General features: G+C 56.6%; 10 protein-coding genes and 1 pseudogene. 8 read left to right on the forward strand and 3 right to left on the reverse strand.

Annotated features, from left to right (window positions below):
• Position 1: 1 nt before the first annotated feature.
• From LPQ25_RS02335 to tldD, 4 genes and pseudogenes are all read left to right on the forward strand, one after another.
• Entirely contained in the window at positions 2–583 is a 582-nt protein-coding gene (locus LPQ25_RS02335; RefSeq protein WP_015875196.1) for a Maf family protein, read from the forward strand.
• Between the two features lie 2 nt (positions 584–585).
• Positions 586–2,055 carry a ribonuclease G gene (gene rng, locus LPQ25_RS02340; protein ID WP_002918644.1) on the forward strand — a complete coding sequence of 490 codons (1,470 nt, stop codon included), beginning with the start codon at positions 586–588 and terminating at the stop codon, positions 2,053–2,055.
• A 37-nt stretch (positions 2,056–2,092) separates the two neighbouring features.
• Positions 2,093–5,888, forward strand: a pseudogene (yhdP, locus tag LPQ25_RS02345) (AsmA2 domain-containing protein YhdP).
• 88 nt (positions 5,889–5,976) lie between these two features.
• Positions 5,977–7,422 carry a metalloprotease TldD gene (gene tldD, locus LPQ25_RS02350; protein ID WP_004144958.1) on the forward strand — a complete coding sequence of 482 codons (1,446 nt, stop codon included), beginning with the start codon at positions 5,977–5,979 and terminating at the stop codon, positions 7,420–7,422.
• Between the two features lie 35 nt (positions 7,423–7,457).
• Here tldD and aaeR read toward each other — a convergent pair whose 3' ends face one another.
• Positions 7,458–8,387 (reverse strand): HTH-type transcriptional activator AaeR, encoded by a 930-nt coding sequence (gene aaeR, locus LPQ25_RS02355; RefSeq protein ID WP_002918641.1) that lies wholly within the window; start codon positions 8,385–8,387, stop codon positions 7,458–7,460.
• A gap of 131 nt (positions 8,388–8,518) precedes the next feature.
• On the opposite strand from aaeR, the gene aaeX reads away from it, so the two are divergent.
• From aaeX to LPQ25_RS02375, 4 genes are all read left to right on the forward strand, one after another.
• The gene (aaeX, locus tag LPQ25_RS02360; RefSeq protein WP_002918640.1) at positions 8,519–8,722 is read left to right on the forward strand and encodes a p-hydroxybenzoic acid efflux pump operon protein AaeX; all 204 of its coding nucleotides are present in this window, start codon (positions 8,519–8,521) and stop codon (positions 8,720–8,722) included.
• A gap of 7 nt (positions 8,723–8,729) precedes the next feature.
• Positions 8,730–9,662, forward strand: a complete 933-nt coding sequence (gene aaeA / locus LPQ25_RS02365) for a p-hydroxybenzoic acid efflux pump subunit AaeA (protein WP_002918639.1) — start codon at positions 8,730–8,732, stop codon at positions 9,660–9,662.
• 5 nt (positions 9,663–9,667) lie between these two features.
• Positions 9,668–11,635, forward strand: coding sequence for a p-hydroxybenzoic acid efflux pump subunit AaeB (gene aaeB, locus LPQ25_RS02370; protein ID WP_002918632.1), 1,968 nt, complete (start codon positions 9,668–9,670; stop codon positions 11,633–11,635).
• Positions 11,636–11,714: 79 nt separating this feature from the next.
• Positions 11,715–11,990 carry a barstar family protein gene (locus tag LPQ25_RS02375; protein WP_002918629.1) on the forward strand — a complete coding sequence of 92 codons (276 nt, stop codon included), beginning with the start codon at positions 11,715–11,717 and terminating at the stop codon, positions 11,988–11,990.
• Between the two features lie 49 nt (positions 11,991–12,039).
• Here the strand turns inward: LPQ25_RS02375 and yhcN-B are convergent, their stop codons facing one another.
• Together yhcN-B and yhcN are read right to left on the reverse strand one after the other, a co-directional pair.
• The gene (gene yhcN-B, locus LPQ25_RS02380; protein WP_002918627.1) at positions 12,040–12,306 is read right to left on the reverse strand and encodes a DUF1471 family stress response protein YhcN-B; all 267 of its coding nucleotides are present in this window, start codon (positions 12,304–12,306) and stop codon (positions 12,040–12,042) included.
• 98 nt (positions 12,307–12,404) lie between these two features.
• A complete protein-coding gene (yhcN, locus tag LPQ25_RS02385) occupies positions 12,405–12,668 on the reverse strand; it encodes a peroxide/acid stress response protein YhcN (protein WP_002918626.1) in 264 nt (87 codons plus the stop codon).
• Positions 12,669–12,987 lie beyond the last annotated feature (319 nt).

Consider the following 12,987-nt stretch of genomic DNA (forward strand, 5'->3'; position numbering starts at 1 on the left):
TATGACAACTCTGTATCTCGCTTCTGGTTCCCCGCGTCGGCAGGAACTGCTGACTCAGCTTGGTCTCGCTTTCGAGCGTCTGGTTCCTAGTATCGAGGAGCAGCGCCAGCCGCAGGAGAGCGCCCAGCACTATGTCGTCCGCCTGGCGCGCGAAAAAGCGCAGGCCGGGGTGGCGATGGCCACCCGCGATTTGCCGGTGCTGGGAGCGGATACGATTGTCATTTTGAACGGCGAAGTGCTGGAAAAACCGCGCGACGCCGAACACGCTGCAGCGATGCTGCGTTTGCTTTCCGGCCACACCCATCAGGTCATGACCGCGGTGGCGCTGGCGGATAAGCAGCAAACGCTGGACTGTCTGGTGGTCACGGAAGTGACCTTCCGGCGGCTCAGCGAGCAGGATATCGCCGATTATGTGGCCAGCGGCGAGCCTTTAGATAAAGCAGGTGCATACGGTATTCAAGGGTTGGGTGGTTGCTTCGTCAGGAAGATTAATGGCAGCTATCACGCCGTAGTCGGCTTACCGCTGGTGGAAACGTATGAGTTGCTCAGTAACTTTAACTCACTGCGTAAAGGAAAGGGATAAAGATGACGGCTGAATTATTAGTTAACGTAACGCCATCCGAAACGCGCGTTGCGTATATTGATGGCGGTATTCTGCAGGAAATCCATATTGAGCGTGAAGCGCGACGCGGAATAGTAGGCAATATCTACAAAGGTCGTGTTAGCCGAGTGCTGCCGGGAATGCAGGCGGCTTTTGTAGATATTGGTCTGGATAAGGCGGCGTTCCTTCACGCCTCCGATATCATGCCGCATACCGAGTGCGTCGCCGGTGAGGAGCAAAAGCAGTTTACCGTGCGCGATATTTCGGAGCTGGTGCGCCAGGGCCAGGACCTGATGGTCCAGGTGGTTAAAGATCCGCTGGGTACCAAAGGCGCGCGTCTGACCACCGATATTACCCTGCCTTCCCGCTATCTGGTCTTTATGCCAGGCGCCTCCCACGTGGGGGTCTCTCAGCGGATTGAAAGCGAAGCCGAGCGCGAGCGCCTAAAAAAGGTCGTCGCAGAATATTGCGATGAGCAGGGCGGGTTTATCATTCGCACCGCTGCGGAAGGCGTTCACGAGCAGGAGATGGCCGCCGATGCCGCTTATCTTAAGCGCGTATGGACCAAGGTGATGGAGCGCAAAAAGCGCAACCAGACCCGCTATCAGCTGTATGGCGAGCTGGCTCTGGCCCAGCGCGTGCTGCGTGATTTTGCCGATGCGCAACTGGATCGCATTCGCGTCGACTCGCGCCTGACCTATGAGGCGTTGCTCGAATTCACCGCCGAATATATCCCGGAAATGACCAGCAAGCTGGAACACTACAGCGGCCGTCAGCCGATATTCGATCTCTTTGACGTTGAGAACGAAATTCAGCGCGCGCTGGAGCGTAAAGTCGAGCTCAAATCCGGGGGCTATCTGATCATCGACCAGACCGAGGCGATGACCACCATCGATATCAACACCGGGGCCTTTGTCGGGCACCGCAATCTTGACGATACGATCTTCAATACCAACATCGAAGCCACCCAGGCGATAGCCCGCCAGCTACGTTTGCGTAATCTCGGCGGCATTATCATCATTGATTTCATTGACATGAACAATGAAGATCACCGTCGACGGGTGTTGCACTCTTTAGAGCAGGCGCTGAGTAAAGATCGGGTGAAGACCAGCATTAACGGCTTCTCCCAGCTGGGCCTGGTGGAGATGACCCGTAAACGCACCCGTGAAAGCGTGGAGCATGTGCTGTGCAACGAGTGCCCAACCTGCCACGGACGTGGAACGGTAAAGTCGGTGGAAACGGTGTGCTATGAGATTATGCGTGAGATCGTCCGCGTACATCATGCTTATGATTCCGATCGCTTCCTGGTCTATGCTTCCCCTGCGGTGGCGGAAACCCTGAAAGGGGAAGAGTCGCATGCGCTGGCGGAAGTGGAAATCTTTGTCGGCAAGCAGGTGAAGGTACAAATTGAGCCGCTCTATAATCAAGAGCAGTTCGATGTGGTTATGATGTAAGACACCGCGTCATTGTGCGGCTGACAAGGAGAGAGGCGTGAGGCGACTGCCCGGGATTTTATTGCTCACCGTGGCAACATTGATTGTTATCGTCGCGCTGCTGGTGAGTGGCTTGCGTCTCGTGTTGCCACAGCTCGACGCCTGGCGTCCGCAGCTGCTGGAGAAGATCTCCACCCTCACCGGTACGCCGGTGGACGCCTCGCAGATCACCGCCAGCTGGCAGACTTTTGGTCCGACGTTAGACGCCCGCGATATCCATGTCGGGCTGAAAGATGGCGGCACAATGGCGGTCAAGCGCGTAACCCTGGCGCTGGATGTCTGGCAGAGCCTGATGCATATGCGCTGGCAGTTCCGCGACCTCACCTTCTGGCAGCTGCAGGTCCATACCAATACCCCTATTCAGACCAATGACGGTGGCGAAAGCCTGAAAACCGACCGCATCAGCGATCTCTTTTTACGTCAGTTCGATCACTTTACTCTGCGCGACAGCCATCTGAGCTTCCTGACCCTTTCCGGTCAGCGGGCGGAGCTGGCGGTTCCGCAACTGACATGGCTTAACGGCAGGAACCGTCATCGCGCCGAGGGGCAGCTCAGCCTCTCCAGCCTCACCGGCCAGCATGGCGTCATGCAGGTGCGGATGGATCTTCGCGATGAGGATGGCCTGCTGAATAAAGGCCGGGTCTGGCTGCAGGCGGATGATATCGACGTCAAACCGTGGCTGGGACGCTGGATGCAGGACAATATCGCCCTGAAAAGCGCCCGCTTCAGCCTCGAAGGCTGGATGACCATTGAAAAAGGCGATGTGGCCAGCGGCGACGTATGGCTGAAAAAAGGGGGCGCCAGCTGGCAGGGCGATAACGAAGTCCATCATTTGTCGGTGGATAACCTGACGGCGCATCTCTCCCATGATAAGCAAAGCTGGGCCTTTTATATTCCCGATACGCGGATCGCTATCGATGATAAACCCTGGCCAAGCGGAGCCCTGGCGATGGCGTGGATCCCGGCGCAGGACGTTGGTGGCGACGATCGTCAGCGTAGCGATGAGTTACGTATTCGCGCCAGCAATTTGGCCCTCAGCGGCCTGAGCGGGTTACAGCCGTTTGCTGATAAGCTGGCGCCTTCTCTGGGCGAACTCTGGCGAACCACGCAGCCTGGCGGCAAAATCAATTTGCTGGCTCTCGATATCCCCCTGCAGGCGACGGAGAAAACGCGTTTTCAGGCGCAGTGGAGCGATCTGGCGTGGAAGCAGTGGAAACTCCTGCCTGGGGCAGAGCACTTCTCCGGCAGTCTGAATGGCAGCGTTGAGCACGGGGAATTACGCGCCCATATGGCGAAGGCGCTGATGCCGTATGCCGGCGTCTTCCGCGCGCCGCTGGAGATAGCCGCTGGCGAAGCCACGCTCAGTTGGGTGAAAAACGACAAAGGGTTTATGCTTGATGGCCGCGATATAGACGTGCAGGCGACAGGCGTACGCGCCCGCGGCGGCTTCCGCTATCTGCAACCGCAGGGGGACGATCCCTGGCTGGGCATTCTGGCGGGCATCAGCACCAATGACGGTGGCCAGGCATGGCGTTATTTCCCGGAAAATCTGATGGGCAAAGCGCTGGTGGACTATCTGAGCGGCGCGATTAAAGCGGGGCAAGCCAGCGATGCGACGCTGGTGTATGGCGGCAATCCGCATCTATTCCCTTATCCGCATAATGAAGGCCAGTTCCAGGTTTATGTTCCGCTGAAGAACGCCACTTTTGCCTTCCAACCGGACTGGCCGGCGCTAACCGGGCTGAACATCGACCTCAATTTTATCAACAACGGCCTGTGGATGCGGGCGGATAAAGCGATGCTTGGCAACGTGACCGCCAGCAATCTCGATGCCGCAATCCCGGACTATGCGCAGGAAAAACTGCTGATTGATGCCGATATCAAAGGCCCGGGCAAAGAGGTTGGACCTTACTTTAATACTACGCCGCTGAAAGAGTCGCTCGGGCGGCGCTGGATTCCCTGCAGCTGGATGGGGATGTGAGCGCTCGCTTACATCTTAATATCCCCTCGACGGCGAGATGACCACCGCGAAAGGCGATGTGCGCCTGCAGAATAATAGCCTGTTTATCAAACCGTTAGATACTACGCTGCAGAACCTGAGCGGTAATTTCAGCTTTGTGAATGGCGATCTCAATAGTCAAACGTTGAGCGCGACCTGGTTTAATCAGCCGCTGAACCTCAATTTTTCCACCCGCGAAGGTGAAAAAGCGTTTCTGGTGGATGTCGGGATGAATGCCAACTGGCAGCCGTCGCGCACCGGGCTGCTGCCGAAAGCCGTGAGTGAGGCGTTGAGCGGTAGCGTCCCGTGGGATGGCAAGGTCGCCATCGAACTGCCGTACCATGGCAATGCCAGCTATAAGGTCGATATCAACGGCGATCTGAAGAATGTGAGCAGTCGCTTACCTTCGCCAGTCAGTAAGCCCGCCGGCGAACCCCTTCCGGTCAAAATTAACGTCGCCGGCGGCCTGAGCAGCTTCGACCTGACCGGCTCCATCGGGGCGAAGAATCATATTAACAGCCGCTGGTTACTCAATCATAAGCTGACGCTGGATAGAGCGATCCTTACCACTGACAGCAAAGGGTACTCTCCGCTGCCCGATCAGCCCGGTATCGAGCTCAATCTGCCGCCGATGGATGGCGCGCAGTGGCTGGCGCTCTTCGAGAACGGCGCGGCAAATGAAGTGAGCAGCAACGTGCTCTTTCCACCGCGCATTGTGCTGCGTACACCGTCGCTGGCCCTCGCGGGTCAACAGTGGAACAACGTCAGTCTGATGTCCCAGCCGGTCGCCGGCGGCTCGCAGGTTGAGGCGCAGGGGCGTGAGATCAATGCCACATTGACGATGCGCGACAATGCTCCGTGGCTGGCAAATGTGCGTTATCTCTATTTCAATCCGGCCAGCGCCAGCGGCCAGAACGCAACAGAGAATGTGGCCCCCCAGACGGTGACGCGGCTGGATTTCCATGGCTGGCCCGATCTGCAGCTACGCTGCGCGGAATGCTGGCTGTGGGGACAAAAATATGGCCGCATCGATGGGGATGTGGCGATCAAAGGGGATACCTTAACGCTCTCCAACGGCCTGGTGGATACCGGGTTTGGCCGGCTGACGACCAACGGCGTGTGGGTGAACGCCCCTTCAGGGGTTCGAACCTCGCTGAAAGGCAGACTGCACGGCAATAAGACGGATGCATTTGCGGATTTCTTTGGCGTCTCCACGCCGGTGAAGGATTCGCCGTTTGATATCGACTACGATCTGCACTGGCGCGCGCCGCCCTGGTCACCCGATGTCGCGTCGCTCAATGGCATCATTAAAAGCCACCTGGGCAAGGGGCAGTTTACCGACCTGAGTACCGGGCACGCTGGCCAGCTGCTGCGTCTGCTGAGTGTGGATGCCCTGCTGCGTAAACTGCGTTTCGATTTCAGCGATACCTTCAGCGAAGGCTTTTACTTCGATTCGATTAACAGTACGGCATGGATTAAGGATGGCGTACTGCATACCGATGATACGCTGGTAGATGGCCTTGAAGCGGATATTGCTATGAAAGGGTCGGTCGATCTGGTGCGTCGCCAGCTGGATCTGCAGGCGGTGGTGGCGCCGGAGATCTCCGCGACCGTCGGCGTGGCGGCGGCCTTTGCCGTCAACCCCATCGTCGGCGCGGCGGTATTTGCCGCCAGCAAAGTGCTGGGTCCGCTGTGGAATAAAGTTTCGATTCTGCGCTACCGCATCACCGGCCCGATTGACCAGCCGCAGATCAATGAAGTGCTGCGCCAGGCGCGCAGCAATAAAAAGCAATGATTTGACGATTGCCGGGAATTGCCGCAATCTCAATAGATAGCCTTCTGTATTTCCGCCTGTCAGGCGGCAACAAACGAGTAGCATAACGATGAGTCTGAACCTGGTAAGTGAACAATTACTGTCGGCAAATGGCCTGAATCATCAGGACCTGTTTGCCATTCTTGGTCAACTGACCGAGCGCCGCCTCGATTACGGCGATCTCTATTTTCAGTCGAGCTATCACGAATCCTGGGTTCTGGAAGACAGCATCATTAAAGATGGGTCGTACAATATCGACCAGGGCGTAGGCGTGCGCGCCGTCAGCGGCGAAAAAACGGGCTTTGCCTACGCCGATCAGATCAGCAAACTGGCGCTGGAGCAGAGCGCCCAGGCGGCGCGGACCATTGTGCGCGACACCGGCAATGGCAAAGTGCAGACCCTCGGCGCCGTAGAGCATCGTGCCCTGTACACCAGCATCGACCCGCTGCAGAGTATGACCCGGGAAGAGAAGCTGGATATTCTGCGCCGGGTAGACAAAGTCGCCCGGGCGGCGGACCAGCGGGTGCAGGAGGTTTCAGCCAGCCTGAGCGGGGTGTATGAGCTGATCCTGGTCGCCGCCACCGATGGCACTCTGGCCGCCGACGTTCGTCCGCTGGTTCGTCTTTCCGTCAGCGTGCTGGTGGAAGAGGATGGCAAGCGTGAGCGCGGCAGCAGCGGCGGTGGCGGGCGTTTTGGTTATGACTATTTCCTCGCCTCCCAGGAGGGCGACGTGCGGGCTGATGCCTGGGCGAAAGAAGCGGTGCGCATGGCGCTGGTCAACCTCTCGGCGGTCGCCGCCCCTGCGGGGATGCTGCCGGTGGTGCTCGGCGCCGGCTGGCCTGGCGTCCTGCTGCATGAAGCGGTCGGCCATGGGCTGGAAGGCGATTTCAACCGGCGTGGCACCTCGGTCTTTAGCGGCCATATGGGGGAATTAGTCGCCTCTGAGCTGTGCACCGTAGTGGATGACGGCACCATCGCCGATCGCCGTGGCTCGGTGGCCATTGATGACGAAGGGACGCCGGGGCAATACAACGTGCTGATCGAAAACGGCATTCTGAAAGGCTATATGCAGGATAAACTCAACGCGCGCCTGATGGGCGTCGCACCGACAGGCAATGGCCGACGTGAGTCGTATGCCCATCTGCCGATGCCGCGTATGACCAACACCTATATGCTGGCGGGCCAGTCGACGCCACAGGAGATTATCGAATCGGTCGACTACGGTATCTTTGCGCCTAACTTCGGCGGCGGGCAGGTGGATATCACCTCCGGTAAATTCGTCTTTTCCACTTCCGAGGCCTATCTGATCGAAAAAGGGAAGGTCACGAAGGCGGTGAAAGGGGCCACGCTGATTGGCTCCGGCATTGAGACCATGCAGCAGATTTCGATGGTGGGCAACGACCTGCGCCTGGATAACGGCGTCGGCGTCTGTGGCAAAGAGGGCCAGAGCGTGCCGGTGGGCGTCGGCCAGCCGACCCTGAAGGTCGATAACCTTACCGTCGGCGGCACCGCCTGATCCTGACCTGGTTCCCGGCGCTGCCGGGAACCGCTTCACCGGGCGATCCCGCGCCCGTGCATGCCCTGATAGATCTTCGCCACGTCGACAAAATACTCCGTCAGATAGTTGATACAGACCTGCACTTTCAGCGGCAGTTTATCCTTTTCCGTATACAGGGCGTAGACCGGTCGCGGATCGGACTGATAGCTGGGCAGCAGGATCTCAAGTTCACCGCGGTTGATCTCTTCGATCGCCCACATTAAGGGTACATAGGCGATACCCACCCCGGCGGTCAGCCAGCGCACCAGCGTCATAGGGTCGTTGGTCACGAAGCGCCCCTGCGGGGTCAGGCGGGTCGAGATCCCTTCCGGCGCGATAATGACAAACTCATTGTCCGGCCGCACGCTATATTCCAGCCAGGCATGTCCGGCAAGGTCGGCCGGTTTCTCTGGATTGCCAGCCTGCGCCAGATAGCTTTTAGCGGCGCATAATACCATCGGCATTGAGCCCAGACGGCGGGAAAAAAGGCTGGAATCCTGCAGGGCGCCCACGCGGATCACCACGTCAAGGCCGTCGGCGATCAGGTCTGGCGCAGGTATGCCGGTGACCAGATTAACAGAGAGCCCGGGGTATTCTTTGAGCATTTTCGCCGTTATGCGCGCCAGAACATTCTGTGCCATAGTTGAAGAGCAGCCGATGCGCAGCGTCCCGATGGGGGTATTGTTAAATGCGTATAATTGCTCATGGACATCCTGCGCTTCAAACAGCATCCTACGGCAGCCCTGGTAATAGATTTTACCTGCTTCAGTTAAGCCAAGGCTGCGGGTGCTGCGGTTGAGCAGCTTTACCTGCAGCTCATCTTCCAGTTTGGCGACGGTCTGACTGATCGAGGAAACGCTCATCTGAAGCTGGCGGGCCGCTGCGGTGAATGAACCTAATTCGACCACTTTGGCGAAAACGGACATGCGTTTTAATCGTTCCATTATTCACTCTGGCTTAAAAGTGATTTAGATCACACATTGTAGATAATGCGGCAATCGTTACGTTAATATATTGTTAGCTACATAATAAACGCATCTGCTCACTACCTGTACGCTTCTTATTCAAGGTCATCATGAGTCTGTTTCCTGTCATCGTGATTTTCGGCTTATCGTTTCCGCCGATCTTCTTCGAGTTGCTTTTGTCGCTGGCTATCTTTTGGCTGGTGCACCGACTGCTGGTTCCGACCGGCATTTACGATTTTGTCTGGCACCCAGCACTGTTTAATACGGCGCTCTATTGCTGCCTTTTTTATTTGATATCGCGCTTGTTCGTTTGAGGTTGATGTGAAAACACTAACAAGAAATATCCTCCGTACTGCCATTACCGTGATACTGGTCATTCTGGCCTTCGTGGCGATTTTCCGCGCCTGGGTTTATTACACCGCCTCGCCGTGGACGCGTGATGCGCGCTTTAGCGCCGATATTGTGGCGATTGCCCCCGACGTCTCCGGGCTGATTTCTCAGGTAAACGTCAAGGATAACCAACTGGTTAAGAAAGACCAGGTATTGTTCGTTATTGACCAACCTCGTTACCAAAAAGCGCTGGCGCAGGCGGAAGCTGATGTCGCCTATTATCAGACGTTAGCTCAGGAAAAACGCGTCGAAGCCGGTCGGCGTAATAAGCTTGGCGTACAGGCGATGTCGCGGGAAGAGATTGATCAGGCGAACAACGTACTGCAAACCGTTGAACATCAGCTGGCGAAAGCGGTGGCTAGTCGCGACCTGGCCAGGCTAGATCTGGAGCGGACGGTCATTCGCGCCCCTGCGGATGGCTGGGTGACTAACCTTAACGTCTACACTGGGGAATTTATCACCCGTGGCTCCACGGCGGTGGCGCTGGTGAAAGAGAATACGTTTTACGTCATGGCCTATCTGGAAGAGACCAAACTGGAGGGCGTCCGTCCAGGCTATCGTGCGGAGATTACCCCGCTGGGCAGCAGCAAAACCATTAAAGGGACGGTGGACAGTATCGCTGCGGGGGTGACCAACGCCAGCAGCAGCAGCGACTCGAAAGGGATGGCCTCGGTCGACTCCAACCTTGAGTGGGTGCGTCTGGCGCAGCGTGTGCCGGTGCGTATTCGCCTCGATCACCAGCAGGGGAATCTGTGGCCATCGGGCACCACGGCGACGGTAGTGATCACCGGTCAAGAAGATCGTGATACCAGCCAGGCCAACTTCTTCCAGAAACTGGCTATGCGCCTGCGCGAATTTGGTTAATCGCTATGGGGACATATACCATTGCTCCCCGGCATCTCCGCTTTGCCATTAAGCTTGCATGCGCGGTGGTGCTGGCGCTGTTTGTCGGTTTCCATTTTCAGCTCGAAACGCCGCGCTGGGCGGTACTGACGGCAGCGATCGTCGCCGCCGGGCCGGCCTTTGCTGCTGGCGGCGAACCGTACTCCGGCGCGATCCGCTATCGCGGTATGTTGCGTATTGCCGGGACCTTTATTGGCTGTATTGCGGCGCTGGTTATCATCATCCTGATGATCCGCGCGCCTCTGCTGATGATGCTGGTCTGCTGTCTGTGGGCCGGGTTTTGTACCTGGGTTTCGTCGCTGGTTAAGGTCGAAAACTCCTATGCCTGGGGGCTGGCCGGGTACACCGCGCTGATTATCATTATTACCATCCATACCAATCCGATGCTGGCGCCGCAGTTTGCTGTCGAACGCTGCAGCGAAATTGTCATCGGTATTGTCAGCGCCATCGTCGCCGATCTCCTGTTTTCGCCGCGTTCGATTAAAAAAGAGATCGACCTCGAGCTCGATAACCTGCTGATTGCACAGTATAAGCTGATGCAGTTATGCGTCGCGCACGGTGAAAAAGAGGAAGTGGATCAAGCCTGGGGAGCGCTGGTACGCCGCACTACGGCGCTGGAAGGTATGCGTAGTAACCTGATTATGGAATCCTCACGCTGGGCAAAGGCGAATCAGCGCCTGAAGGCGATCAACACCCTTTCGCTAACCCTTATCACCCAGGCTTGCGAAACCTATCTGATTCAGAACTCACGCCCGGAAATGGTCACGGACGACTATCGCGAGCTGTTCGCCGAGCCGGTTGAGACGGTGCAGGATGTCCACCAGCAGCTGAAGCGCATGCGCCGCTTCCTGACCTGGAAAGGCGAGCATAATACCCCGGTCACGATTTATAGCTGGGTGGGCGCCGCCACGCGTTACCTGCTGCTTAAGCGCGGCGTGGTGGGGAATACTAAAATCAGCCGTATCGAGGATGGCGTGTTGCGCGGCGAAACGGTGGTTAAAGTGGAGTCCGCCGAACGTCATCACGCGATGGTGAACTTCTGGCGCACCTCTGTCTCCTGTATTCTCGGAACGCTATTCTGGCTGTGGACGGGCTGGACCTCAGGCAGCGGCGCGATGGTAATGATCGCCGTGGTTACCGCGCTGGCGATGCGCCTGCCAAACCCGCGTATGGTGGCGATAGACTTCCTCTATGGCACCCTGGCGGCGTTACCGTTGGGCACCTTGTACTTCCTGGTGATCATGCCGGCGACGCAGCAGAGCATGCTGTTGCTTTGCATCAGCCTGGCGGCGATGGCGTTCTTTATCGGGATCGAAGTGCAGAAAAGGCGTCTCGGATCGCTGGGGGCGCTGGCGAGCACCATCAACATTCTGGTGCTGGATAACCCGATGCAGTTCCAGTTCAGCCAGTTCCTCGATAGCGCGCTGGGGCAGATCGTCGGCTGTTTCCTCGCTCTGATGGTTATTCTCATTGTCAGGGATAACTCCCGGGCCAGAACCGGTCGGGTGCTGCTGAACCAGTTTGTCTCCGCGGCGGTCTCTTCGCTGACCACCAACTCGGCGCGTCGCAAAGAGAATCATCTGCCCGCGCTCTATCAGCAGCTGTTTTTATTACTCAATAAATTCCCGGGTGACGTCGCCCGTTTCCGTCTGGCGTTGACGTTAATCATCGCCCATCAGCGCTTGCGCGATGCGCCCGTGCCGGTGAACGACGATCTCTCCGCCTTCCATCGTCAGCTGCGACGTACCGCGGACCATGTGATCTCCGCCGGCAGCGATGATAAGCGTCGGCGCTATTTTACCCAGCTGCTGGCGGAGCTTGATGTCTATCAGGAGAAGCTGCGGGTCTGGGAGGCCTCGCCGCAGGTCACCGAGCCGGTACGGCGACTGGTTGAGATGTTGCATAAGTATCAGCATGTGCTGACCAGCAGCTAACCCATAAACCGACGCCCAGGCGTCGGTTTTTTTATCGCTATACTTAACGGCGACAGAAAGAGAAGCGGGAGGGGCTGTCATGACCACCTATACGTTTGATTTTGACGAAATCGCCGAACAACAGGATTTCTACCGGGAGTTTTCCCGAACCTTCGAGCTGGCTCAGGATAAGGTCAACAACCTGGATTCGCTATGGGACGCAGTGACCGGTGGCCTGCTACCGCTGCCGCTGGATATTGAGTTCATCCATTTAAATGACAAGCAGCGCCGGCGCTTTGGCGCATTGATTTTATTGTTTGATGAAGCAGAGGAAGAGCTGGAGGGGGAGTTGCGTTTTAATGCCCGACAAGCATAAAAAAGCCCCCGGCAGGCGGGGCAAGTCGTCGAAATAAGACGACGAGGGTTTATTTGTACAGCTCAGCGGTGGCGTGCCAGCTATCGCCGGTACGTGCTTCAATAATACGGTAGCTGCTGGCGCCTTCTTTCTCGGCTTTAGCCGCCAGTTCCTGACGCATGTCCATTGGCGCACTACCTACCTGGGATACGGAGATGGTGCCCATGGATTGCAGATTTTGGGCTTGCTCTGCGTTCACTTGCTGGACAGCCGCGCTGGCACCGAAAGAGAGAAGGGAAGCCAGGCCAAGGGATGCGATGATCATTGCGCGTTTCATAATCTTTACTCCAGTCTTTGTTTTGCCGCGGCGGGGCGATGTATGTCGCCGGGCCGCGGTAGAGAATTTTTGTCAGGTTAATCGTTGACGTCTAAAACTTATTTATACAGCTCAGCAGTGGCATGCCAGTGGTCGCCAGTGCGCGCTTCGATAATGCGGTAAGAAGAAGCCCCTTCTTCCTGCGCTTTTTTGTTCAGCATTTCATGCATATCCATCGGGGAAGATGCTACCGCGCCGACGGAAACCGTGCCGATGGCCTCGCGGCCCTGGGCCTGCTCGCTGTTGATAATATCAGCGGCGAAAGCGCCAAACGACACGACGGACAGGATGCTGATAGCAGCTACAGTGGTTTTGATTTTCATGATGTTCACCTCGTCGAATCTTTTTGTTGGGGGTCTTTGTTTCGTGACCCTCATCACAAAACCAAGTATACACTAATCACCAAAAATATTAATACCATGCTAATTGTTTTGTGCGTTAATAGTTACAATAGATTGCGCTTTTTATAACGGATAAGAATTAAAAATGACACGTTAGCGACAGCGATAAGATTTATTTCTAATAAATTCATAAAGGTATACGAATTTGATCTTTTGTGCGTTTTACGATTTTCGCGTTAGTAAAAGAACGTATAGACGGCGTAAATGACACTAAGTGTTAAATAGTTGTTGTGCCGGAAGG

The organism is Klebsiella sp. KPN54798, assembly GCF_021184225.1.
In the GTDB taxonomy this organism is placed as follows: Bacteria; Pseudomonadota; Gammaproteobacteria; order Enterobacterales; family Enterobacteriaceae; genus Klebsiella; species Klebsiella pneumoniae.

Excerpts from the sequence above, each read along its gene's own strand:
- LPQ25_RS02335 (WP_015875196.1), top strand. The coding sequence starts at position 2 with ATGACAACTCTGTATCTCGCTTCTGGTTCCCCGCGTCGGCAGGAACTG.
- rng (WP_002918644.1), top strand. The coding sequence starts at position 586 with ATGACGGCTGAATTATTAGTTAACGTAACGCCATCCGAAACGCGCGTT.
- tldD (WP_004144958.1), top strand. The coding sequence starts at position 5,977 with ATGAGTCTGAACCTGGTAAGTGAACAATTACTGTCGGCAAATGGCCTG.
- aaeR (WP_002918641.1), bottom strand. The coding sequence starts at position 8,387 with ATGGAACGATTAAAACGCATGTCCGTTTTCGCCAAAGTGGTCGAATTA.
- aaeX (WP_002918640.1), top strand. The coding sequence starts at position 8,519 with ATGAGTCTGTTTCCTGTCATCGTGATTTTCGGCTTATCGTTTCCGCCG.
- aaeB (WP_002918632.1), top strand. The coding sequence starts at position 9,668 with ATGGGGACATATACCATTGCTCCCCGGCATCTCCGCTTTGCCATTAAG.
- LPQ25_RS02375 (WP_002918629.1), top strand. The coding sequence starts at position 11,715 with ATGACCACCTATACGTTTGATTTTGACGAAATCGCCGAACAACAGGAT.
- yhcN-B (WP_002918627.1), bottom strand. The coding sequence starts at position 12,306 with ATGAAACGCGCAATGATCATCGCATCCCTTGGCCTGGCTTCCCTTCTC.
- yhcN (WP_002918626.1), bottom strand. The coding sequence starts at position 12,668 with ATGAAAATCAAAACCACTGTAGCTGCTATCAGCATCCTGTCCGTCGTG.